Origin of the sequence: Ruania suaedae (genome assembly GCF_021049265.1) — a bacterium.
GTDB lineage: Bacteria > Actinomycetota > Actinomycetes > Actinomycetales > Beutenbergiaceae > Ruania > Ruania suaedae.
Genome location: NZ_CP088018.1, coordinates 678,686 through 701,855, shown reverse-complemented (window position 1 = coordinate 701,855; position 23,170 = coordinate 678,686). Strand labels below are relative to the sequence as shown.

Below are 23,170 nucleotides of genomic sequence, written 5' to 3'. Positions count from 1 at the left end.
CAGCGGTCAGGACCAGTGCGGCGGGACGTCCCGCAGGAAACGATCGTCATCGGAGCCGTCCTCACGGCGCTGCTCCTCGGCGTCGAACAGCCGCCGGTCGACCAAGGGCTCCGGCCCGGTGCCCGGCCGGACCACTCGGCGGTGCCGGCGCCGCCGGGTGGTCTCCTCGCCGGGGACCTCGTCCTCGCCGGATTCGCCCGTGGCGGAGCCCTCAGCCACGCTCGCCCCGCTCGTCGTCGTCGGCCACGGGCCGCTCGCTCTCCTCGGCCTCCGCCGGGGACTCCGTGACCTCCGTGGCTTCCGTGACCTCAGTGGTCTCGGTGATCCCGGGAGCCGAAGCGGGCTCGGCCAGCCCGGAGCGACGCGCCGCTGCGGCGAGTACCGCGTCCACGTGCGTGCCCCGCTTGGCGATCCCGAGTTCGCGCCGCAGCTCGTCCCGCAGCTCCTCGACGGTCCGCCCGAGCCCGTCCGAGGCGATCCACGCGACAAGCGCATCGAGCTCGTCGTCGCCGTACCTGCTCAGCGGCTGCCCCGCCGGCACGTCCGGCCGGTCGGTGCGCATCCCGGCATCCCGGTCCGCCGGTCCGGCGGCGCTGCCCGCCAGCGAGGCGCCCACCATCGCCACCCCCCGTGCCGAGGTGACGGCTGAGCCCGGGCCATCGGCGAGATCACTGGTCTCGTCCTCCCAACGCTGCGGCAGGGCGGGGCGCTCCTCGGGCGGGATTCCGGTGCGCTCGGCGACGATGAGATCGAGCTGGGCGGCGATCTTCTCGGCCTCGCCCTGCGGGTCCATGAACACCGCCGAGGAGTAGACGGTGCGTACGTGCCAGCCTCGGTCCACCAGGCGCTCGACCCAGTGCCGGTCGCGGCGCCGCAGGCTCGGCTCGGCCATGTAGTCCTCGTCGTCAGTGCGTACCGCGAGCAGCAGATCGTCCGGCAGGGCCGGGTGGCCGACCGCCAGCGGGATCCTGATACCGCCCGGGATCCCGTACCGCGGCACGACTGTCAGGCCACGCCGCCACAGCCGTTCGGCCAGGTCCAGCAGCAGCCGGTCGACCCCGAGGCCGGGGTCCTCCTGCGGACGCTGGGCCTGCCCGGCCGCGGCCATGTGCAGCAGGTCCAGCAGCATCTGCGAGCCGGGCGCGCGCACGCGCTCCGGGTCGAGGTCCTCCGGGCCGAGGCAGCTGACGAGGGTGAGGCGGTGACGCACGGCGTCGAGAGCGTCGGTCAGGTAGGCGACGCCGTCGGGGCCGGAGATGGCACCGAAGCGGTGCAGCACGCGCCCGTGCGGGGTCTTGCCGAACCCGAGCGTGAGAACGATGGCGTCGCGGCGCAGACCGGCGGCCGACTCCACGTCCACCACGGTGAAGGCCTCGGTACGCGACTGGTCGAAGTAGGCCGACATGCTGGCGCTGCCGGCCGCCACGGAGAGCACCGCCTCGCGGACCCGGTCGGCGTGGCGGGTGTTCAGCGCCACGACGGCCAGTGACTCCTCCGGCCGGCTGAGCGCATGGTCGATCACCAGGTCGACGACGCGATCCACCTCGGCCTGGACGCTCTCGACGACGTCGGCCCCCGGCACCGGCATGCCGGTGCCGTCCACGAGCTCGAGCCGCACGCTGCGCTCACCGGGAGGGGTGGGCAACGGCTGGACCGTCTCGTCATAGCCGTGAGCCGAGAGGAAGGCGGCCACATCGGGAGCCTGCCGGCCACGCCCGGGGTGAAGGGTCAGCGTCGGCAACCAGGACAGCTGCGAGACCACCCCGCCCTCACTGCCGCGGCGCGTGTCGCCGACCACGACCACCTGAGTGGCGCGGGCGATCGAGGAGATCACCTGCTCGGCGGGCACGTGCTGGACGGCGTCCAGCACCACCAGATCGACCGTGCGCTCCGGGGGCAGCACCTGCGGTACGACCATCGGCGGGACGATCCACACCGGTCGCGGCGCCCAGACGACCTGCCCGTACTCCTCCAGCAGGTCCTTCAGGTCGGTCCCGCCGCCGCGCACCGCGCGGTAGAACTCCTGGGCCCGCGCCCGGTCCGCCGCGATGCTCGCGCGCACGTGCTCCCGGACCCGTGCGAGCACCTGCGCCGTCAGCGAGGCGGTCTGCGCCCTGTCCGACTCGCGCAGCGTGGCAGCGGCCTCCTCCAGCACGGAGGTCTCCAGTCCCGCCAGCGAGGGATCGTCCCCGAGGATCTCCTCGAGCACGCTGGACCACCAGGCGAGGTCGAACTCGGCGCCCACGAGGGAGGTGGGCACCCGGCGATGGGTGAGGTCGGCGAGCAGGTCGTCCAGGCCCAGTCCGCCGAGGTGAGCCAGCACGGCCGCCCGTTCGGGAAGCTGGCGCAGCGCGACGTCGTCGGCCCCCAGCCGGGCCAGCCGCGTGGCCAGCTCCTCGAGCGGGACCTCGGCCATCTCACGCCCGCCGAGCGTGCCGGCCAGGACCGGGTCGAGCTCGCTCGCCAGGCCGGCGACCCTCGCCTCGGTCCGGGCGATCTCCGACATTCCCTCGGGCAGCCGGGGCCATCCGCCGCCGGCGCAGTGCCGGCGCCACAGGTCGCGTCGTTCCTGCACATCGATCAGTTCGGCGTGCAGGTCCCCCACGGACCCGCCCGGGCGAAGCAGGTCGCGCGCCTGCTTCTTGAGCCGGCGCCGGGTGCCCCAGCCCATGTCGATGTCGTGCTGAGCGCGCCACGCCCGGGTCCCGGTGGCCGCGACCATGTCAGCAGCGGAGCGCTCGAAGACCTGCGGCGTGAACACGTCCAGCGAGGACCGGATCCCGTCCAGCAACAGCAGCTGCTCGGACCACTGCTCCAGCGTCGTCGCCTCGTCCAGGCCGGTCTGGACGGCCGTCCGGGCGATCTGCGCCCGCAGGTCTGGCATCAGCTCGCCAAGCTCACGTACGCGTTCGAGGGTGGCCGTGGCGTGATCGGCAGAGGTCAGTCGCGCCCCGAACCACGGCGTATCGGCCGCCCGCAGCCGGAAGGCGCCGAGCGCGGCCGCCCGGGCCAGTTCCTCACGGGCGTGCTGACGGTCCTGCTCGGACATCGAACGCACGGCGTGGCTGGCCACGCGCACCTGGGTGCGGGGCCCCGGTCGCTGCGAGGTGAGCTCGGCGAGCGCCTGCAGTGCGTCATAGGCGGAGGCCTGCCAGGGCAGGCGCGGGCGGTGGAGGGCATCCAGGTGCTCCCTCAGCGCCTCTCGCGCCTGGCGCAGTCTCGCCCGCTCGGCCGCCCGCGCCTCCGTGTCGATCTCGGGCTCGGGTGGGTTGAGACCCTCCACCAGCCGGGACGACGCCGTGCTCGGCCAACGCGGGTCGTTGCTCAGGTCCAGGGCGAGATCGGCCACGCCGGCGCGGCGCAGGGCGTCCAGGAGGGCCTGGCCCGCGCGCCGCGTACCCGGCACGTAGAGCACGCGCCGCCCGTCCGCCGCGGCCTGCGCCACGACCGCCGCCATGGTCGCGGCGCTGTCCGTGCCGGGCGGGGTGTCCACGAGCAGGTGCCCGCCGGCCGTCACGGCGTCCAGCACGTCCTGCTGGCCGGGATCGAGGTCTCCGACGCCGGCCTCCTCGTCGGGGTCACGATCGTCGGGGTCGGGCGCGGGCGGATCGCCCGCCACGGCCATTCGCGCACCATCGACACCGGCCAGCGCGGCCACCACGTCGTGCGTGGCGAGCTCGCGTTCCTGGGCGTCGAGGTCGTCGGCCAGCGCCTGACCCGGATGGACGAACGCTCCGACGACGATCCTCGGTTCGAGCCGGAAACCCGGGAGGATCTGACCGAGCTCGGCGATGTGCTCCAGCGCCGGCCGCGGCGAGAAGCCGTGCGGGGTCATCGTCGACCGCGCGATCTGCCCGGCATCCACCTCCACGCCGCGGGCGCGCAGGTCACGCACCAGCAGGCTGTTCAGTTCGACGGCCGGATCGATCTCGAGGTCGATCTCGGCGTCGGAGCCGTGCACCCGCACCCGCACCGGCCGCAGCAGCACCGGCGCGTGCACGGTCCGCGGGACGATGTCCTCGGGTTCAGCGGTGAGGGGGCGCACGGCCGGCACCGTGCCGGGGTCCGAGAGGTCACTGTCCTCGCCGTTGCCATAGTCCTCGCTGCCGTCGCCTTCTTCGAGCGGAGCCGCATCGGCACCGGCCGGGTCACCGGCCGTGGTCGACTCCCAGGTGGCCACCCCCATCGCGACGTAGGTGGGGGCGACACCGAAGCGCTGGGCGAGCTCCTCGGTACGGGCCACGACGATCCGGGCGCGCCGGCGTGCCTGAGTCAGCGCCGAACCCTCGCGGACCAGATTGCTCAACGGGGTGCTGCGCCCGGCGTAGAGCTGGGCGATGCCCGAGGGGTGGGCTGCGGTCAGCTCGACCATCGCGTCACCGAGGGCATAGACGTCCCACAACGCGCTGCCGCCCACGAGGTCGGTCAGGCGCGCGCGCCAGGCGGCCACAGCGGCTGCCACCTCGCGCTCTCGCGGGGTGTCGTTCTCCTCGAACCGGCCCCGCTCACCCGTGGCGCTCGCGCCCGGGGTCGGCTGCTGCGCTCCCGGGTCTCGGGAGCTACCGGGGCGTGGCAGACGGACGGACCTCACACACCCACGCTAACCAGTGGTTCGGCGTTCTCGGCGCTGACCCGCCGCGGACGCAGCCAACTCGTGATCGCCGGCGCCTTTTCCCAACCGCGCCTTGGTGCCCCCGGCGCGAACCGTCGCTACGCTCCTCCCGAATCGCCCGAGGGGCAAACGGCGCAAGCGCCTTGGTGCCCCCGGCGCGATTCGAACGCGCGACCTACCGCTTAGGAGGCGGTTGCTCTATCCCCTGAGCTACGGGGGCGGACCACCGGAAACACTACCCGTCCGGCGCGGTGTTGCGCGAAACCCGCTCTCGCACAATGGCGCGCGGCGTGGGACGGTAGCGGGGTGACCAGCACCACCGCCTCCCGGGTGCTCGGCGAGCCGGCCTCGGCCGTCTTCGACCACCTGACCACCCTGACCGCGCACGAGTCGCTGATCCCCTTCACGCGCATCACGGCACGTCCGGCGCCGGCGCAGGTCGGGGACACCATCGTGGCGGTGTCGGCGCGGTGGGTGCGCGACGTCATGATCGTCACGCGCGCCGACCCTCCCGACGACGGCCCACCGCCACGTCCGGGCGTGGCCGTGTTCGAGAAGGTGGGCCCGCTGTTGCTCGGTGTCGCCCGGATCGTCGTCATCCCGCTCGGGCCGACCACCTGCCGGGTCGACTGGACCGAGGACATCGTCCTGGCCGGACCGTTGCGCGCGGTGCACCCGCTGCTGGCACCGGCCATGCAGCTGATGACGGCTCGCGCCCTGCAGCGCGTGGAGGCCTCCCTCCGGCCGGCGCCGCGCTGAGGCGACCTCAGTGCCGCCGCTTCCAGCCCATAGCGATCGGCGGCAGGCCCTCGTCCTTGATCCGCGTGGGTACCACCATCACCGGGCACACCGCGTGGTGGAGCACCTGCTGCGACGTCGATCCGAGCAGCATCCCGGCGAAACCGCCGCGCCCCCGCGTGCCGACGACGACCAGGTCGACCGCGGTGGAGAACTCCGAGAGCAGCTCGGCCCCCGATCCGTCGAGGGCATGGCGCCGCACGGTCAGGTCGCGCCCTTCGAGGGCGCGGTCCACGGTCACGTTCAGGCCCTCGGTGATGTCGGCCAGCACGACCTCGCGGTCGACGGAGGCCGGCAACCAGCCGAGCAACCCGGCGCCGGCGCCGATCGGCACGCCGACCACGGCCGTCAGTTCGGCGTCCCATACCGCCGCCTGCTCGATCGCACGAGCCAGCGCCACCTTCGCCGAGTCCGAGCCGTCCACCCCGACCACGATGCGCCGGATCGGCAGCGAGGGTTCGCCGTCCTCTGCGTGCAAGGGCACGACCACGGTGGGGCAGTGCGCGTGGGCGGGCAGGGCGGAGGAGACGGTCCCGAGGATCCGCTCGGCGAAGCCGCTGTTGCCGCGGGTGCCGACCACCGCCAGGCACACCTGCTTGGTGAGCTCGACGAGCACGCCGGCAGGGTCGCCGGTCTCGAGCGAGCTGGTGACGTCGACGCCGCGCCCGCTCGCCTGCTCGACCGCCTCGTCCAGTGCGGCCTGAGCGCCGTCCCGGATGGCGGTGTCGTCGAGGGTGGCGTAGCCGCCGTCGAGCGATGCCGCGGCGAAGGTGGGTAGCGCGTAGGCGCACACCAGGTGCAGCCGCCACCCCACCCGGCGCGCCTGCGCGACGGCCCACTCGAGAGCGTTCAGGCTCGCGGCGGAGCCGTCGACCCCGACGAGGACGACCTGTTCGTGTTCCATGACCTCTTCCACCCCCGACCGTCGCGGACCTTGGTGGTCACATTCTGCCTGCTCGGCAGGCGCGCCGGGGCCGAACGCGCCAGGGCCTCACCAGTCGGACGCCGGTGTCCACCAGGTGAGGCACGGGCGCACGCGAAACGGGCCCGCTCCTGAAGAGGAGCGGGCCCGTCCGGGACAGACCGGGATCAGCCGACGACGCGGATGAAAACGGGGCTGGAGTTGTAGATCGGGCCGGCGGTCAGCGGAGTGCTGGGGTTGCGCGCAGCGATGTGCTGGTTGCCACCCAGGTAGATGCCGACGTGGCCGGGCCACCAGACCAGGTCACCGGGCTGGGCCTCAGCGGCCGAGACACGCTGACCCGCACTGCCCTGCGCAGCCGAGGAACGGGGCAGCGAGATGCCGACCTGGGCGAAGACATACGCGGTGAAGCCCGAGCAGTCGAAGCCTGCCGGCGTGCCACCTCCCCAGACGTAGGGGGTGCCGAGGTAGCGGTGGGCGATGTCGACGATCTGGGCGCGGACGCCGGAGGCGTCGGAGCTGGCGGCGGGAGCCTGCTCGGCCTGCTCAGCCTGCTCCGGCTCGGCAGCCTGCTCGGTCTCGGCGGCAGCGGCACGCTCACCGGTACGTGAGGTCTGGGCCGTCGTGGTCGCACGCTCGTAGGTGGCGACCGGCTCCGGCTCCGGCTCGGGCTCCGGCGGGGGCGGCGGGGCCTCGGCGGAGACCTCGACCTCGGTGCCGAGGGTCCACGAGATGTCAGCCGCGACGGTGACGACCTCGGAGACGGCGATGGAATCGTCATCGGCCACGACGGCCGAGGCGAGGTTCGCGGTGCGCACCGGCGCGGTGCCGGTGTCGACCGGACCGGCGATGGCGGCGGACGCGCTCAGCCCCAAGATCACACCGGAGGAGGCGACGGCAACTGCCGTGCGCCGTCCGACCGGACCGCGAACGGCCTGCCCGAAGGTGGTGAGGGGGGTGACGGGGCGCTGCGCTGCGCGGTGCCGCGAGCGCTCAGTGCACTGGGTCAATTGGGTTACCTCTCCTGATGCCTACGAGGTGAGCTGTCGGGTTCGGGTGGGAAAGACACCCGGTCCGCCGGTCATCCGGTGGACTTCACCCCGAGGCGCTTGCGCACCGGAAGTGGGTCCCCCGCCCCTGTCACGGGTCAGTCGTCACCCCAGCCAGTGACAGGGTTAGGCGTCTGGCCGAAGTACTCGTCGAAGGAGGGTTTCGTCGAGCGAGGCACACACTACCCCCCGGATCACGGGAATGTCACATTCCGGTCACGATTGTGACATGGACCACATCCAGCGGCGGTGCCGGGCGGTCAGGCCAACCTCTCAGGCGGGCCGGACGAACACGTGCTTGGCGACGTCCTCGCTCAGTTCCAGCACGACGTCGGAGCCCGCCGGTGCCAGCGTGTGCACACCCGCCTCGCGCCCCACGGCGACGCGCACCCCGGGCCGCACGCCCGCCTTCTCCAGCTCGGCCAGCATCTCGGTGTCCACCTGCAGCGGCTCGCCCAGCCGGGTCAGGACGTAGTCCACGCCTGCCGGGACGTCGGTGAGCCAGGTACCGAGCTCCATCTCGGGCCGGCTCGCCTCACCGAACTCCTCCAAGCCGGGGATCGGGTTGCCGTACGGGTCGAAGCCGGGGTGATCGAGCAGGGCGATGAGCCGCTCCTCGACCTGCCTGCTCATCACGTGCTCCCAGCGGCAAGCCTCTTCGTGCACGTGTGGCCAGTCGAGCCCGATGACGTCGGTCAGCAACCGCTCGGCCAGGCGATGCTTGCGCATCACCCGCGTGGCCCGGGTCATGCCCTCGTCGGTCAGCTCCAGGTGCCGGTCACCGGTGACGATCATCAGCCCGTCCCGCTCCAGCCGGGCCACGGTCTGCGAGACCGTGGGACCGGAGTGCCCGAGCCGCTCGGCGATGCGGGCGCGCAGGGGCACGATGCCCTCCTCGATCAACTCGAAGACGGTCTTCAGGTACATCTCCGTGGTGTCGATCAGATCGCTCACGAGCACTCTCCCCATCGCCTACGCCCACACGTCCTGCAGGCCACAGTACTTGTCCGGTGATGACCCCCTCCACCGGATCGCCGACCACCTCACCAACGCGACTAGCCTGGGCGCTATGACGGCACCCGACCCGATCTCCTCGGTCGACCCAGAGCGCGGACTGTACTTCCGCGGCCGGGACGTGCGCGAACTGGTCGCCCGGGGCGGGTTCGAGACGGTCTGGGGCCTGCTCGTCGACGGCGACGAGGGGCGCGAGCTCCCGCCGGCGGAACCCTTCCCGCTGACCGTGCGCACCGGTGATCATCGCGTGGACGTCCAGAGCGCCCTCGCCCAGCTCGCGCCGGTGTGGGGGTTTCGGCCCATCGGTGAGATCGACCGGACCCAGCTACGCAGCGACCTGGCCCGCGCCTCGGTGATGGCGCTGTCCTTCGTCGCCCAGTCGGCCCGCGGCGATGACCGGCCTGCGATTCGCCAACGGCAGGTCAACACGGTGGAGGGCACGGCCCGCCGCTTCGTGATGCGCTGGCGCGGCGAGGTGGACGACACCCAGGTCCGTGCCATCGACGCCTGCTGGGTGGCCCTCGCCGAGCACGGCCTCACCTCCTCGACCGCAGTGGCCCGCCAGATCGCGGCCACGGGCGCGGACGCCGCGGCCTGTCTGTCCGGAGCGGTGGCCGCGGTGAGCGGACCACGCGGGGGTGGGGCCGCCGTCCGGGCACTGGCCCTCATCCAGGAGGCAGAACGCACCGGTGACCCACGCGGTGCGGTGGAACGGGCGCTGGCAGCGGGCGCACTGTTCGGGTTTCATCAGGACGGCTATCACGGCACCGACCCGCGGGTGGAGGCGCTGCGCGAGGTCGCCCGCGCCCTCGGCGCGCCTCGCCTGGAGATCGCCGACGCCGTGGCGAAGGCCGGGTACGACGCGCTGGCCGAGCGCAACATCCGCCCCGCCGCCGCCTACGGCGGGCACGCCGTGTTCTGGGCGAGCGTGCTGCTCGACCTCGCCCAGGTGCCGCCGCCGATGTTCACGGCGATGATCGCCTGCGGCCGCGTCGCCGGGTGGAGCGCCCACATCCTGCAGGCGCACGGCGAACTGACGGTGGCGCCGAGGTGAGAAGATCGGCCCACCGCACGAAGGGATGCCCATGACCACGCTCGCCCTGCCCCCCGAGCTGCTGCCCACCGACGGGAGGTTCGGCAGTGGGCCGAGCCGCATCCGCCCCGCCCAGTCGGACGCGCTCGCCGCGCTCGGGACGACGCTGATGGGCACCTCCCACCGCCAGCCACCGGTCCGGCATCTCGTCGCCCGGGTCCGGGAGGGCCTGCGGGAGCTGCTGCACGTACCCGAGGGGCACGAGATCGTCCTGGGCAACGGCGGTTCGACGTTCTTCTGGGACGCGGCGACCTTCGGGCTGATCCGGGAGCGTTCGCAGCACGTGAGCACCGGTGAGTTCGGGGCGAAGTTCGCCACCGCCGCCCGGCGCGCGCCGTTCCTGGGCGAGCCGAGCGTGGTCTCCGGCGAGCCGGGCACGCTCGCACGGCCGCGACCCGAAGCGGGGATCGACGCCTACGCCTGGGCGCAGAACGAGACCTCCACCGGAGTGGTGGCGCCGGTCGAACGCCTGCCCGCCGACGAGCCGGGCGAGGCCCTCATGCTCGTCGACGGCACCTCGGCCGCCGGGGGCGTCCCGGTGGACCTGCACCAGTGCGACGCCTACTACTTCGCACCGCAGAAGGGTCTGGGCTCCGACGGCGGACTGTGGCTGGCCGTTCTCTCCCCCGCCGCCCTGGCCCGGGTGGAGGAGCTGTCCGGACGGTGGGTTCCCGAGTCGCTCTCGCTGGGCGTCGCGCTGGAGAACTCCCGCAAGGAGCAGACCCTCAACACCCCCGCCATCGCGACCCTGGTGCTCATGGCCGAACAGGTGGACTGGCTGCTGTCCGGCGGAGGGATGGCCTTCGCGGCAGGCCGCTGTGCACGGTCGGCGGCGGCGCTGTACGAGTGGGCCGAGCGCAGCGAGTACGCCACCCCCTTCGTCACCGATCCCCACGCTCGTTCGCCCGTGGTGGGCACCATCGACTTCACCGACGACGTCGACGCCGCCCGGGTCGCAGCCGTGCTGCGCGAGAACGGGGTGGTCGACATCGAGCCCTACCGCAAGCTCGGGCGCAACCAGATCCGGGTCGGGATGTACCCCTCCGTCGATCCCGCGGACGTGATGGCCCTGACCGCGTGCGTGGACTACGTGGTGGAGCAGCTGTGATGCGCGGGCTGAGCGGGCGCGCCGCCTTGGTCACCGGCGGGGCGCACGGGATCGGACGGGCGGTCTGCGCCCGTCTCGCCGCCGAGGGCTGCGACGTGGTGGTGGCCGACCTCGACGCCGACGCCGCCCGGTCGGTGGCTGCCGAGGTGGGCGGGCGCGCCGTGCGGTGCGATGTGGGCAGCCTCGAGGAGGCCCGCGGCGCCGTCGAGGAGGCCGTGACGGCGTTCGGCCGGCTGGACGTGCTGGTCCCGAACGTGGGCGTGGCCGGCTCGGAGACCCTCGAGGCGCTCGACGAGGACAGCTGGGACGCCCAGGTCGACCCGACGCTGCACGGGGCGGTGCGCACGATCCAGGCGGCGATGCCGGCGCTGCTGGAGGCACCCGGCGGCGGGCGCATCGTGGCGACGGCGTCCGTGAACGGGATGGGCGCGGCCGGCAGTATTCCCTACTCCGCGGCCAAGGCGGGCCTGATCAACGCGATCATGAACATCGCGGTCACCCACGGCCCGCAGGCGCGCGGCACAGTCGGTGACGACCACGGCTGGGTCCGGGCGAACGCCGTCGCGCCCGGCACGATCGTCACCCGCAACTGGACCGAGAAGGGCCCGGGTCAGCGGGCCATGCTGGATCGCATCACGGCCGCCTACCCCATGGGCCGGGTGGGCCTACCGGAGGAGGTGGCGGCCGCCGTCGCCTTCCTCGCCTCGGACGAGTCCTCCTGGATCACCGGGGCGACCCTGCCGGTGGACGGCGGGCTGATGACCGGCCCGCTGACGCACATGATCGGGCTGGGCTGGCCCGATCCGCGCTGAGGGGCCTCAGCCGAACACGCCCAGTGCGCCGAGTCCGCGCAACAGGCCCAGCTGCCAGGAGACGAGCAGCACCGCGGCCGTGGTGCCCAGGGCCACCAAGGCCACCGCTCCGTCGGCCCAGCGCAGGTCCGACGGCGCAGCGATCGTCCGCCGGCCGGCGCCCAGGCCCCGGGTCTCGAGGGCGATCGACATCCGCTCACCGCGTCGCAACGAGGTGACCAGCAGCGCGAAGGCGGCGTGCGCGAGGGCTCTGGGACGAGCGGAGGGCCCTCTGCGGGAATCCGGCCGGGTGCGCTGCCGGGGGTCGCGTGCGGCCTGTGCCGAGCGGATCGTCTGCCAGGTCTCGGGAAGCTGCTCGAGCAACCGGTAGCCGGCGAGCACGGCATAGGCGAACCGCCCGCTCAGCCGCAGATGCTGGTGCAGGCTGGTCATCAGCCGCGCGCCGTCGGTGGTGAGCACGAAGGTCACCGACACCACGCCGATCAGCAGGGTGCGGATCGCCAGGCCGGCGCCGATCAGCAACCCCTCGGCGGTGACGTCGACGGCGAGCACCCGGGCGACGACCTCGCCCTCACGCGTGGCGGCGTTGACCATCAGCAGGCTGAGGGCGAACGCGACGAACGGTACGTGCGCGCGCAGCAGCGTGCGCACCGGGATCTTCCCAGCGAGTACCGCGGCGGGCCAGGCGAGCAGGTAGAGCGCCGCCGGGGTCGCGGGGTCGACCACGGCGGTGATCGCCAGACACACCACCAGCACCACGATCAGCTTCACGGTCGGGTCGCGCCGGTGCAGCAGCGAGTCGACCGGGAGAGGACGTCCGAACGCAGGGGTGGTCACGGGCCCACCCCCACGGCACCGCCATCGCTCGCCTCGAGCGCCAGCTCGTCGAGGGCGTCCAACATCACCGGGAGGCGGTGCGGATCCCCACCGGCTCCGGCCCACGCCTGCAGCAGCGGCGGCAGCCGCAGGCCTGCCCGCGCGAGCACCGCGTCGGTGAGCACCTCGGCGGTGGGGCCGGTGGCCACGGGCCGGCCGCCGTCGAGCAGCAGCACCTGATCGGCGAGCGAGGCCACCAGCCGTAGGTCATGACTGACCAGCACGACCGCGCCACCGCGCTCGGCGATCCCGCGCAGCTGGTCGGCGACGGCGAGGGTGGTGCGCCGGTCCTGGCCGAAGGTGGGCTCGTCGGCGAGGAGCACGTCGTCGCCCATCGCCGTCATCGCGGCCAGGGAGAGTCGGCGTTGCTGACCGCCGGAGAGCCGGAACGGATCGCGCTCGGCGACGTGGGCGAGGCCGTAGCGGCGCAGCACCTCGAGCCCATCGGCCTCACCGGCGCTCGGCCCGGCCGCTGGGTCGCCGCGCAGACCGAGCTCGATCTCGGCCCAGGCCGAGCGCGCCAGGAACTGGTGCTCCGGGTTCTGGAAGACCATCCCGACGCTTCCCGCGCCATGGACGCCGGTGGCCGGGAGCAGCCCGGCCAGGCCCAGCAGCAAGGTGCTCTTGCCCGAACCGTTAGTGCCCAGCACGGCCGTGATGGTCCCGGCGCGCACCTGCAGGTCCACCCCGCGGACCACCTCGCGCTCGCCGCGCCGGACCGAGACGCCGTCGCCGGTGACCAGCACCTGCCCCGGCTCCCGGGCGGGCCGGTGGGAGGTGGGCCGGTGGGAGGCGGAGGCCAGCGCGGCGTCCAGCGCCGGCAGGTCTGTATCGAGCGAGGCTCCGGTGATTGCCGCCTGCCCGGCGGTGTTCGCGCCGGTGAGGCGGCGCAGGGCGCGGGCCACCTCCACCCCTGCCGGCACCCAGGTCCCGGTCCCGGCGACGTTCTCGTCGAGAAGCAGCTCCGCAGTGGGCCCCACCGCAGCCACGGCTCCGTCGGGTCCCAGCAGGAGGCTGCGCTCCGGGAGGGCGCCCAGCTCGTCGAGGCGGTGCTCGATCAGCAGGCTCGCCCCGGGCAGGTCCGACAGCAGCCTTCCCACCTCGCGCGCCGAGACCGGGTCGAGCAGCGCCGTCGGCTCGTCGAGGAGCATCAGCTCGGGCCCGGCCACGAGCGCCGCGGCGAGGGCCACGCGCTGGCCCTCGCCGCCGGAGAGCTCGCTGGTACGACGGCCCGCCAGGTGGGAGGCACCGACCGCAGCGAGGGCCGCACGGACCCGCGGGAGGATCTGCTCGGGCGGCACGGCCCGGTTCTCCAGCGCGAAGCCCACCTCGTCGATCACAGTGGGCAGGCACAGCTGGTCAGCCGGGTCCTGTGTCAGGGTCGCGACCTGCATGGCCAGCTCCGGCACCGGCGTCACCCGGGGGTCGTGGCCGCACACCTGCCAGCTGCCGGTCACATCCGCCTCGATCGTGCCGGGGACCACACCGGCGAGCGCACGCAGCAGCGAGCTCTTGCCGGTCCCGGACCGGCCCAGCACGAGCAACCGCTCGCCGGCCGCGAGGTCCAGGTCGACCGCGGTGAGCACGGGGGCCTCGGCGCGGGGGTAGTGGATGCCGGCGCCGCGCAGGTGCACGACCACGTCAGGCGTCGCCCGGTCCGGACTGGGCTGCGGCTGCGCGGGTGGCGTGCTCGGCCTCCCGCGCCGCCCGGCCGATCGCATAGTTGTCCAGCACCCCGGTGCGCAGCAGCGCATCGCCGATCAGCTTGGCGAGCAGTCCGCACAGGATGATGCCGGAGGCGAGCTGGAAGCCCAGCCGCAGGGCGAAGAAGTCCTGCCCGAGCCAACCGAACCGGACCATGCCGAGGGCCAGGTTGGCCAGTGCGGCAGTGATCCCCGAGGCGATGAAGACCCACCAGCCGTACCGGCGATAGCGGGTCGCCGCGAAGGCGACCTCCGCGCCGGCACCCTGGATGAAGCCGACCAGGATCAGCATCGGCCCGACCGGGGAGGCGAGGAAGACCACCTCGACGATCGAGGCCACGATCTCCACCACGATGCCCGTTCCCGGTTTGCGGACGATGTAGATCGCGAGCGGCGCCACCACCATCCAGCCACCGACGAGCACGTTCTGCGCCAGGTCTCCGAACGGGCCCATGGCCACCTGCAGCCAGCCCCACAACTGCACCAGAGCCCAGTACAGGAAGCCGAAGACCACCGCCAGCACCGCCAGCAGGACGAGGTCGTGCAGCGTGATCGGACGCCGTCCGGCCGTGCGGCCGCCCCCGCGGGCGCTCATCGGGCGCCTGCCTGGGCGGTCGGGGAGTTCAGGGACACGGTGACGTGGGTGGTCACGTGCCGCACCTTCTCCCCCACGAGCAACCAGCCGGCGGCGACGGCGCCGAGCACGTCGGCCAGATCACCGTCGAGCCGGGTGACGTAGTGCTCGGAGCCGGTGAACACGCCGAGGTCCTGGGCGTGCTCGATCGCGGCGTAGATGCCGGCCATGTGATCAGCCTCGTGGCTGTCGTCCAGCGGGTAGAGCGCCCAGTGGGCGCTGGCCTGCACGCCCGTGGCGGGCAGTCGGGCGGGGACCTGAGGGGCGTACGCTGCGCCGTCGGCGATCTCGCAGGCGACCTCGCCCGGGCACCCCCGGGAGAGCAGCACGTGGGCGACGGTGTGCACACCGGTGCGGCCGGCGTGGGCGATCGCCTCGGTGAGGTAGGCCAGGATGCGATCCTCCCGGCCGCGGACGTGGGTGGATACGTCGTCGGTGGTGAGATCGAGACCGGTGGAGTCGGCGGTGTCGAGCGCCCCCAGGATCACCTCCACGAAGCGATCGGTCATCGGGTGCAACGAGAAGCGGGCGCCGACGCCGTAGGCGTCGGGGGTGGGGGCCGGGGTGTCGCTCGCGGGCATCAGGGGTCCCTTCATCGATGGGTCCCCGGAGGACGCAGTGGGCAACCACCGCGCACGGGTGCGCTGCGCCTGCCACTGTGCTGCCCTACTCCCTACGCCGGTGCGAACCGGGTCAGGTTCCGCGGGTCTGCGGCCGGTGTACCGACCACACTCTCAGCGCCTACGCGCTCCCCGGGGGCTTGTCACCGCACACCCTACTCCCCCGGGGCCACCAGCCACACCCGGCCGCGATGGCTCAGGGGCGGTACGGACCGAGGCGGGCCGAGCGGCGCCGGGGCCAGCGGCTGCGGGGCGCCGCCGTGCGGTCCGGCGGGGGCTGCTCGGGCGACGGCTCGGCGCCGTCCTCGTCGGTGCTCTCGTCGGTGGCCTGGTCGGCACTCTCGCCGGTGCGTTCGGTGGCGCTGACGCTCATGCTCTCCGCGGCGGCTCGTTCGCCGGCATTCGTCAGCTGCAGGCGCGGGCGCGCACCGATCCGGTACCGCACCTCCACGTCCCAGGACCGGCTCGCCCAGACCGCGGCAGCGGCCGCGACGACGAAGGCGGCGATGGCACCGACCCCGATCGACCAGCGCGGTCCCCAGGCGTCGGCGATCCATCCCACCAGGGGCGAGCCGATCGGGTTGCCCGCGAAGAGCACCACCACGTACAGGCTCATCACCCGGCCTCGGAAGGCAGGGTCGGTGCTGATCTGGATGGCGGCGTTCGCCGAGGTGAGCATCGTCAACGAGCAGAACCCGGCCGGGATACAGGCGAGGGCGAACAGCTCGTAGGTGGGTGCGAGCGCCAGCAGCGTCGCCGAGGCCGCGTAGCCGAAGGCTGCCAGGATGACCATCCGCACGCGCGGGCGTCTGCGGCGGGCCGCCATCAGCGCACCGGCCAGCGAGCCCACCGCGAGGATCGATCCGAGGATCCCGTACTCGCCGGCATCACGACCGAACTCCACCCTGGCCATCACCGCCGAGGTGAGCTGGAAGTTCAGGCCGATTCCGCCGACCACGAACACCACGATCATGATGAGGACGATGTCACTGCGGTGGCGCACGTAGGCGAAGCCGGCTCGCAGCTGTCCCCGTGCGCGAGGGGTGCGGGGCACGCGGCGTAGGTCGCTCGCGCGCATGGCGAGCATCGCCACGATCGTGGCCGCGAAGGAGGCCGCGTTGATGAGGAAGACCCATCCCGGCCCCACCACGGCGATCAGCAGTCCGGCGACCCCGGGGCCGATCATGCGGGCTGCGTTGAAGGAGGCGCTGTTGAGGGCGACCGCGTTCGGCAGCCCGTCCACGGGGACCAGCTCGGCGACGAAGGTCTGCCGGGCCGGGACGTCGAAGGCGCTGGCGATCCCCAGCAGCAGGGCGAAAACGTAGACGTGCCACAGCTCGGCCTGACCGCTCAGCACAAGTGCACCCAGAGCGGCCGCCAGCACGCCCATCGCGCCCTGCGTGACCAGCAGCAGTGTGCGCTTGTCCAGCCGGTCGGCGAGCACACCGGCGTAGGGAGTGAGGAGGACCGATGGGACGAACTGAAGTCCGGTGACGATACCGACGGCGGTACCGGAGTCGTCGGAGAGCTCGGTGAGGACGAGCCAGTCCTGCGCGATGCGCTGCATCCAGGTGCCGACGTTCGCCACGAGGGCGCCTGCGAACCACAGTCGGTAGTTGTACAGGCGCAACGAGGCGAACATTCTGTTCACTGGGTGGTGATCCTCCTCAGGATCTCTTCGGCATCGGACAGGATCTGCCGTTCGGCTGGGGTCAGGGCGGCAAGACGGCGGGAGAGCCACTCGTCCCGGCGGCGGCGGGTCTCCCGGACGTAGGCCCTGCCCGCGTCCGTGGCCGTGACAAGGACCTGCCGGCCATCACTGGGGTGGGTCGTGCGGGCCAGGAGTCCCGCCTCCTCGAGAGTGCGGATCATCCGACTCATCGAGGGCGGCTGGACGTGCTCGCGCGCCGCCAGCTCCCCCGGGGTGAGCGGACCGTTCGTGACCACGTTCCCGAGCATGGACCGGTGCGCCTCGGACAGCTGCCCGGCGTGCTCGGCGCGCAATTTGCGGGAGGTCCGCAGCAGCGTCGTCCGCAGTCGGGAGGCGAGGCCACCGGGAGGCCGGGGAGCGCACCCACGTTCGTTGCCCATCGCAACCATCGTAACTCGTTAGTTTGGGTAAGTAAAGGCTGCGGGATTCATCTGGCAGCGCTCCGGCGAGCGGGAACTAGGAGCACGACGACAAGCAGAGGCAGGCAGAGTGTCAGAACGGCGGATCGCCCGCGGGTGATCGCGCGATACCCACCCCGGTGGTGGCACCGTCCCGTTCGCGCCGATACCGGTGCCCGGTCGGCGTGATCCACTCGAACACCCCCGACTCCGGCTGCGTGACGGCGAAATCGCCGTGGGTCTTGAGGAGATGGTCGCGTACGCAGAGCGGACCGAGATTGGTCACGCTCGTCGGACCACCCGCATCGAAGGCCACCGTGTGATCGAGCTGACAGTAGCGCGCTCGATGGCCACATCCAGGACGGACGCAGGTGCCGTCCCGGGCCCGAACCAGTTCGGCCATCCGAGCGGGCGGTCGATATCGCGCGTGCCCGACGTCGACCACGGTCCGGCTCACCGGATCGGTGACGAGCCGCCGCCAGACGCCACCGGCAGCAACCGCTCGCGCCGCTGCCGGTGTGATCGGGCCGTACCCGGTGAGTGTCGGGACGTCCTCCGGGCTGAGTGACGCTGGGGAACCGCCGTCAGGGCTGCCGCGCTCCTCGACATCGAGCAGCTGGTCCAGCGTGACCACGACCTGAATATCGGCTCGCCGACCACCGATGACCCCCAGCGCCATCCCACCGGCATCCCTTTCGCGCTCGGTCGAGGACCCCTCGACGGCGTCGGTCTCGGTAGCCTCGGTCTCGGCGGCCCAGGACGAACCGCCGCGGTCCGCCGGCCCGAAGACACCCGTGGCCAGCGCGCGCGATCCGAGACCGGTGAGCGCGTCGAATCGCAGCTGATCCATCGTGCGTGGGTCGCCGTGAGCCTTCGCCGACCTCGCCGACGATTCCAGCGCCACATCCAGGGCGAGCACCTCGGCAGCGGGGCCTTCGAGACGCATGGACGCGACGCCGTCGGGAAGGGCCTGCGGCCTGCTCACCCGGCGATCGGCCCGGCGTGCCTGGGCCCGGACCTCTGCCTCCTCCGGGTCGACAGCAATCAGCGCTCTCGCCACGTCCGCACGCAACTGCGCCACGGTCCGCCGCGGCGCACGCTCGATCACTGCGTCCTCGACCGCCATCGCCACCTGCCACGGCACCTCGACCAGACCGTCGGCGATCACGGCAGCCCGTGCCAGATCGAGCCGCCCCAACCTGAGCGCGTCCGCCGTCCGCCCCAGCGTGCGCTGCAGCGCCAGACCGCGGCGCACCATCCCGTGGCCAGCGCGTGCGGAGGTGCACAGGCGGAGCGCAAGTTCGTCCCCCGCCACCTCGCTCGGACCGCCCGTGCGCGCTGCCAGCTCCCCCGGGTTCATCCCCGGCCTTTCAGCCAGTTCCGCAGCCGCACGCAGGGCGACCTCCTGCACATGCGCTTCGACCCGACGGGCCGCCGCGACGACCTCCACCAACGTGGCCTCGTCGACCGCCGTGAGATCGAGCAGGTCCAGCCGGTCCACGAGAACACCGCCTGGAAGCTGGCCGGCGAGCTGCTCGGCGAGCGACAACCGCTGGTGGGCGGCGATCAGGCGAGCGCAGTGCCTCACGACACCGCTCCTCTCACCGTCGTCGTCGAACATGCGTTCTATTCTACGCGGGCGCGAGCAACCTGACAACCCCTGATCCGACTCGCTCGACGACATGACCCCACCTTCTCGCCAGGGTCTGACATCCGTCGGTCCCGGCCCGGATCACCAGGCCGCTACAGCAACTGGCTAGCCGGCCAGCTCCTGCAGCGGACCCCGCACGAAGTACAGGACGAACAGCACGGCCGTCACCCACATCAACGGGTGCACGGCGCGGGCCTTACCCATGGCCACCTTGATCACCACGTAGGTGACGAAGCCTGCGCCCATCCCGGCGGTGATCGAGTAGGTGAACGGCATCAGCACGATCGTCAGGAACGCGGGAACAGCGACCTCGGCGTCGGTCCAGTCGATCCCGCCGACCTGGGTCATCATCAGGAACCCGACCACCACCAGTGCCGGCGTGGCCGCCTCGTAGGGGACCATGTCCACCACCGGCGCGAAGAAGGTGGCGAGCAGGAACGCCACGCCGGTCACCACCGAGGCCAGGCCCGTCCGCGCGCCATCGCCCACGCCGGCAGCGGACTCGATGTAGGAGGTGTTGGAGGAGACCGACCCGGCGCCACCGGCCACGGCGGCGAGGGAGTCGACCACCAGGATGCGGCGCGTGCCGTAGGGGTGGCCCTCCGAGTCCAGCAGCTTCCCCTCGCTGCCCACCGCCACCATCGTGCCCATGGTGTCGAAGAAGTCCGCGAGCAGCAGCGAGAACACCAGCAGCACCACGGTCACGGCGCTGATCTTCTCGAAGGAGCCCAGCAGCGAGAACTGACCCAGCAGGGAGAAGTCGGGCAGGCGCACCCACGTCTCGGGCGGCGCCGGACTGTTCAGCCGCCAACCGGTGGGATTGGCCGAGCCGTCGGCCGCCACCGATCCGCCCACCTGTGCGATCGCCTCGATCACCACCGCCAGCACGGTGCTCACCAGGATCGCGATCAGCAGCGCCCCGCGCACCTTTCGCAGGTGCAGGATGATCGCCAGCAGCAGCCCCACCACGAACACCAGCGCGGGCCAGCCCGCGAGCGAGCCCGCCACCCCCATCTCCACCGGCGTGGCCAGCGAGGCCGGGGTGCGCACGATCCCGGCGTCGACCAGCCCGATGAAGGCGATGAACAGCCCGATACCGACGCTGATGGCTGTGCGCAGCTCCCGCGGGACCGCCCGGAAGACGGCCTCACGGAACCCGGTGAGCACCAGCACCAGGATGATCAGGCCCTCCAGCACCACCAGGCCCATCGCATCGGCCCACGTCATCTCCGGTAGCACCGCGATCGAGAAGGCCACGACGGCATTCAGCCCGAGGCCCGCGGCGAGCGCCAGCGGGAAGTTCGCGACCACACCCATCAGCAGGCACATCAGCCCGGCCACGAGCGCCGTGGCCGCGGCCACCCGCGCGACCGCCGTGGCCTCGTCACCCCCGATGAAGGATCCGGTCCCGTCGGCCACCGTGCCGATGATCAGCGGGTTGAGCACGATGATGTAGCTCATCGCGAAGAAGGTGACCAGCCCACCGCGGATCTCGCGCCCGAGCGAGGAGCCGCGTGCGGTGATCTTGAAGAAGCGGTCCACCGGGCCTGCCGCCCGGGCAGTCGCAGGAGAGGTGCTCATGTGCCGACATCCTGGCAGAACTCCCCACGCCCGGGATACGCGCGACGTCCCCGGCGCACCCCCCGCTCACCCACTAGGATTCCGATCGTGCCCTCCCCGTCGAAGCAGCTCGCCCCGGCGAAGGTGAACGCGAAGGTGCTGTTCGTCGTCGGGAGCCTCGCGTGGGCGGTGATGCTGGCGACCCTCGGCGTGCTGCATCTGGCCGGCGCCTCGCCCGACGGCCGGCTCGCGTGGGTCGCCGTCGCGGGCCTCGCGCTGGGGACGTGCGGGTACGGGTGGGCACACCGGATCCATCTGATCGACGACGAAGGAATGGCCGAATGAAGCTGCTGCTGCCCAGCTCGATCCCGCTGCAGATCGAGTCGCTGCAGGCGGACGGGGTCACGCCCGTCGTCTACGACGTCCACGCCCCGATCCCCGACGAGCACCGCGACGCCGAGGCCCTGGTGGTCTGGGGCAACCCGGGTGACCGGCTGCGTGCGATGCCTCAGGAGCTGCCGGAACTGGCCTGGATCCAGGGGCTCATGGCGGGCACCGATGCGGTCGAAGCGGCCGGCTTCGACCTGCGGATCACGCTGTGCTCCGGTCGCGGCCTGCACGACGCCCCGGTGGCCGAGCACACCCTCGCGCTGCTGCTCGCGGCCGCGCGGCGCCTCGACCGGGCCGTGCTCGCGCAGGCGCAGTCGCACTGGCGCGCCTGGGAGGACGTCAACCAGCCCTTCGGCGCCCCCGCGCACCTGACCACCCTCGCCGGCGCCCGGGTGCTGATCTGGGGCTTCGGCGGGATCGGCACCCGCCTCGCCGGCTACCTGAGCGCGCTCGGGGCACAGGTGACCGGGGTCGCCACCACCGCCGGTGAGCGGGAGGGCTACCCCGTCATCACCCCCACCGACCTGCCCGAGGCGCTGCCCGGGACCGACGTGCTCGTCAACATCCTGCCCGCCACACCGGACACCGCGGGCGCCGTCGGAGCCGAGGTGCTGCGCTCGCTGCCCGAGCACGCCTGGCTGGTCAACGTCGGCCGGGGCGCCACCGTCGACGAGGAGGCGCTGCTCGCGGCGCTGGAGTCCGGCAGCATCGCCGGGGCGGCGCTGGACGTGTTCGACACCGAACCGCTCCCGGCCGACTCGCCGCTGTGGCAGGCACCGAACACGATCCTCACCCCGCACTGCGCCGGCGGCCGGCCCGACCAGCCCGAGCGCCTGATCGCCGAGAACCTGCGCCGGCTCCGGGCCGGGGAGGAGCTGCTCAACATCGTCCGGCGCTGACCCGAGGGGCGAGGTCGGCACGCATGGGGCAGAATTCACCGAGTGCGTGTCGTGATCGTGGGAGCCGGAGTCGGCGGGCTGATGCTCGCGTGTGGTCTGCAGAAGTCGGGGTTCGACGTGGTCGTGCTGGAGCGCGACGTCGACCTGGCCCGCACCGTCGGGCACGGCCTCGAACTGCGCCGGCGCGCCATGGAGGCGATCCACGCGCTGCTGCCCACCGAGGTGCTGCGCCGCCTGTACGCCCTCGCCCAGGGCACGTGGGTGGAGACCGGCTACGCGGTGCTGGACCATCAGGGCCGCCGGCTCGCCCCTGACCAGAAGGTGGACCGACCCGACGGCGTCTCCACCGACCGCGTCACGCTGCGGCTGCTGCTCGCGGGTGCCGTGGGGGACGCACTGCGCACCGGTGTGGAGGTGGTCGGTCACGAACTCACCGCCGACGGCGGGGTACGCGCCCTGCTCGGCAGCGGTGAGGTGGTCGAGGGTGACCTGCTCGTCGCGGCCGACGGCGCCGGCTCGGCCATCACCGCTTCGCTCGCAGGCGCGCCGACCTCGGCGCCCACCTCCCTGATCGGGCTGGCCGGGCACACCCTCAGCAGCCGGCTGGAGGAGGACTCCCAGGTGATGCTGCGGCCCGGGGCGGCGATCGCCGTCGGGCCCGGCGGTGCCTCGCTGTACGCCGGCTACCACCACGCGCTCGACCAAGAGGTCGTGCGCACGTTCACCGCCTCTCCGCTGCACCCCGAACCCCTGTACGTGTGGGGCGCGGTGATGCTCGAGTGGACCCAGACCGCCCACCTGGCGGACCTGCACGGCGAGGCCCTCATCGAGGCGGCGCGCGAACATCTGGGCAGTCGCGGCTGGACCGACGAGCTCGCAGCCGTGGTCGGCCGGGCCGAGGCGGCGAGCGTCACCTCCTACCGTTTCCTGGGCGCCTCGGCCTACCCGGCCGGCATCGCACCCTGGTCACCCGGAGCGGTCACCGCCCTCGGGGACGCCGTCCACGCGATGCCGCCCACCGGCGGCCGGGGGGCGAGCACCGCGATCCGCGACGCGCACGTCCTGCACACCGAGCTGCTCGCGGCCCGGGAGGGGCGCACATCGCTCGTGGGCGCCGTCGGCAGCTACGAGCGCCAGATGCGCCGCTACGCCGCCCGCGCGGTGGCGAAGGCCCGTCAGCCCCGGCCGTGGACGGTTCCCGACGGGGTCAGCGGCGGGCCGGCCACCCGCGTGCCCAGCCTCGCCGGCGCGGCGGTCTCCTGGTCGAACTCCGCCGAGCAGGAGCCGCAGCGCGTCTGAGCAGCGCTAGCCGTGCTGCCC

General features: G+C 72.8%; 20 protein-coding genes, 1 tRNA gene and 2 riboswitches. Of the genes, 7 read left to right on the top strand and 14 right to left on the bottom strand.

Annotated features, from left to right (window positions below):
- Window positions 1-6: 6 nt before the first annotated feature.
- The 3 genes from LQF12_RS03200 to LQF12_RS03190 form a co-directional block, all read right to left on the bottom strand.
- The gene (locus tag LQF12_RS03200; RefSeq protein WP_231054560.1) at window positions 7-219 is read right to left on the bottom strand and encodes a hypothetical protein; all 213 of its coding nucleotides are present in this window, start codon (window positions 217-219) and stop codon (window positions 7-9) included.
- Window positions 212-4,591 (bottom strand): PDDEXK-like endonuclease domain-containing protein, encoded by a 4,380-nt coding sequence (locus tag LQF12_RS03195; RefSeq protein ID WP_231054559.1) that lies wholly within the window; start codon window positions 4,589-4,591, stop codon window positions 212-214. Before LQF12_RS03195 ends, LQF12_RS03200 begins: the two co-directional genes overlap by 8 nt.
- A gap of 165 nt (window positions 4,592-4,756) precedes the next feature.
- A tRNA-Arg gene (locus LQF12_RS03190) sits at window positions 4,757-4,832 on the bottom strand.
- An 86-nt stretch (window positions 4,833-4,918) separates the two neighbouring features.
- Here LQF12_RS03190 and LQF12_RS03185 point away from each other — a divergent pair.
- On the top strand, window positions 4,919-5,371 hold the full coding sequence (locus tag LQF12_RS03185) for a hypothetical protein (protein ID WP_231054558.1): 453 nt from the start codon (window positions 4,919-4,921) through the stop codon (window positions 5,369-5,371).
- Between the two features lie 7 nt (window positions 5,372-5,378).
- Here LQF12_RS03185 and LQF12_RS03180 read toward each other — a convergent pair whose 3' ends face one another.
- From LQF12_RS03180 to LQF12_RS03170, 3 genes are all read right to left on the bottom strand, one after another.
- Window positions 5,379-6,314 (bottom strand): universal stress protein, encoded by a 936-nt coding sequence (locus LQF12_RS03180; protein ID WP_231054557.1) that lies wholly within the window; start codon window positions 6,312-6,314, stop codon window positions 5,379-5,381.
- Between the two features lie 185 nt (window positions 6,315-6,499).
- On the bottom strand, window positions 6,500-7,207 hold the full coding sequence (locus LQF12_RS03175; protein ID WP_231054556.1) for a C40 family peptidase: 708 nt from the start codon (window positions 7,205-7,207) through the stop codon (window positions 6,500-6,502).
- A gap of 139 nt (window positions 7,208-7,346) precedes the next feature.
- A riboswitch (cyclic di-AMP (ydaO/yuaA leader) is annotated at window positions 7,347-7,495 on the bottom strand.
- 159 nt (window positions 7,496-7,654) lie between these two features.
- Window positions 7,655-8,335 carry an iron-dependent transcriptional repressor DtxR gene (locus tag LQF12_RS03170; RefSeq protein WP_231054555.1) on the bottom strand — a complete coding sequence of 227 codons (681 nt, stop codon included), beginning with the start codon at window positions 8,333-8,335 and terminating at the stop codon, window positions 7,655-7,657.
- A 115-nt stretch (window positions 8,336-8,450) separates the two neighbouring features.
- Between LQF12_RS03170 and LQF12_RS03165 the strand changes: the two genes are divergently transcribed.
- The 3 genes from LQF12_RS03165 to LQF12_RS03155 are packed head-to-tail and all read left to right on the top strand — an operon-like array spanning window position 8,451 to window position 11,408.
- The gene (locus LQF12_RS03165) at window positions 8,451-9,449 is read left to right on the top strand and encodes a citrate synthase (protein WP_231054554.1); all 999 of its coding nucleotides are present in this window, start codon (window positions 8,451-8,453) and stop codon (window positions 9,447-9,449) included.
- Between the two features lie 25 nt (window positions 9,450-9,474).
- Window positions 9,475-10,596 (top strand): phosphoserine transaminase, encoded by a 1,122-nt coding sequence (gene serC / locus LQF12_RS03160; protein ID WP_253073855.1) that lies wholly within the window; start codon window positions 9,475-9,477, stop codon window positions 10,594-10,596.
- Window positions 10,596-11,408 carry an SDR family NAD(P)-dependent oxidoreductase gene (locus LQF12_RS03155; protein ID WP_231054552.1) on the top strand — a complete coding sequence of 271 codons (813 nt, stop codon included), beginning with the start codon at window positions 10,596-10,598 and terminating at the stop codon, window positions 11,406-11,408. The genes serC and LQF12_RS03155 overlap by 1 nt, the downstream gene beginning before the upstream one ends.
- A 6-nt stretch (window positions 11,409-11,414) precedes the next feature.
- Here LQF12_RS03155 and LQF12_RS03150 read toward each other — a convergent pair whose 3' ends face one another.
- The 8 genes from LQF12_RS03150 to LQF12_RS03115 form a co-directional block, all read right to left on the bottom strand.
- On the bottom strand, window positions 11,415-12,245 hold the full coding sequence (locus LQF12_RS03150) for an energy-coupling factor transporter transmembrane component T family protein (RefSeq protein WP_231054551.1): 831 nt from the start codon (window positions 12,243-12,245) through the stop codon (window positions 11,415-11,417).
- A complete protein-coding gene (locus tag LQF12_RS03145; RefSeq protein ID WP_231054550.1) occupies window positions 12,242-13,924 on the bottom strand; it encodes an ABC transporter ATP-binding protein in 1,683 nt (560 codons plus the stop codon). The genes LQF12_RS03150 and LQF12_RS03145 overlap by 4 nt, the downstream gene beginning before the upstream one ends.
- A gap of 1 nt (window position 13,925) precedes the next feature.
- Window positions 13,926-14,582, bottom strand: coding sequence for an ECF transporter S component (locus LQF12_RS03140; protein ID WP_231054549.1), 657 nt, complete (start codon window positions 14,580-14,582; stop codon window positions 13,926-13,928).
- A complete protein-coding gene (locus LQF12_RS03135) occupies window positions 14,579-15,217 on the bottom strand; it encodes a YkoF family thiamine/hydroxymethylpyrimidine-binding protein (RefSeq protein ID WP_231054548.1) in 639 nt (212 codons plus the stop codon). The genes LQF12_RS03140 and LQF12_RS03135 overlap by 4 nt, the downstream gene beginning before the upstream one ends.
- A gap of 57 nt (window positions 15,218-15,274) precedes the next feature.
- Window positions 15,275-15,386, bottom strand: a riboswitch (TPP riboswitch).
- A 51-nt stretch (window positions 15,387-15,437) separates the two neighbouring features.
- Window positions 15,438-16,892 (bottom strand): MFS transporter, encoded by a 1,455-nt coding sequence (locus tag LQF12_RS03130; protein WP_231054547.1) that lies wholly within the window; start codon window positions 16,890-16,892, stop codon window positions 15,438-15,440.
- Window positions 16,889-17,332, bottom strand: coding sequence for a MarR family winged helix-turn-helix transcriptional regulator (locus LQF12_RS03125; RefSeq protein WP_231054546.1), 444 nt, complete (start codon window positions 17,330-17,332; stop codon window positions 16,889-16,891). Before LQF12_RS03125 ends, LQF12_RS03130 begins: the two co-directional genes overlap by 4 nt.
- Before the next feature lie 112 nt (window positions 17,333-17,444).
- Window positions 17,445-18,971: an HNH endonuclease signature motif containing protein gene (locus tag LQF12_RS03120; protein WP_231054545.1), complete on the bottom strand. Its 1,527-nt coding sequence runs from the start codon at window positions 18,969-18,971 to the stop codon at window positions 17,445-17,447.
- A 135-nt stretch (window positions 18,972-19,106) separates the two neighbouring features.
- Entirely contained in the window at window positions 19,107-20,582 is a 1,476-nt protein-coding gene (locus tag LQF12_RS03115) for an NCS2 family permease (protein ID WP_231054544.1), read from the bottom strand.
- Between the two features lie 87 nt (window positions 20,583-20,669).
- Here LQF12_RS03115 and LQF12_RS03110 point away from each other — a divergent pair, with 87 nt between their 5' ends.
- The 3 genes from LQF12_RS03110 to LQF12_RS03100 are packed head-to-tail and all read left to right on the top strand — an operon-like array spanning window position 20,670 to window position 23,149.
- A complete protein-coding gene (locus tag LQF12_RS03110) occupies window positions 20,670-20,906 on the top strand; it encodes a hypothetical protein (protein ID WP_231054543.1) in 237 nt (78 codons plus the stop codon).
- Window positions 20,903-21,850 carry an NAD(P)-dependent oxidoreductase gene (locus tag LQF12_RS03105; protein ID WP_231054542.1) on the top strand — a complete coding sequence of 316 codons (948 nt, stop codon included), beginning with the start codon at window positions 20,903-20,905 and terminating at the stop codon, window positions 21,848-21,850. Before LQF12_RS03110 ends, LQF12_RS03105 begins: the two co-directional genes overlap by 4 nt.
- A gap of 42 nt (window positions 21,851-21,892) precedes the next feature.
- Window positions 21,893-23,149 (top strand): FAD-dependent oxidoreductase, encoded by a 1,257-nt coding sequence (locus tag LQF12_RS03100; RefSeq protein WP_231054541.1) that lies wholly within the window; start codon window positions 21,893-21,895, stop codon window positions 23,147-23,149.
- Window positions 23,150-23,170 lie beyond the last annotated feature (21 nt).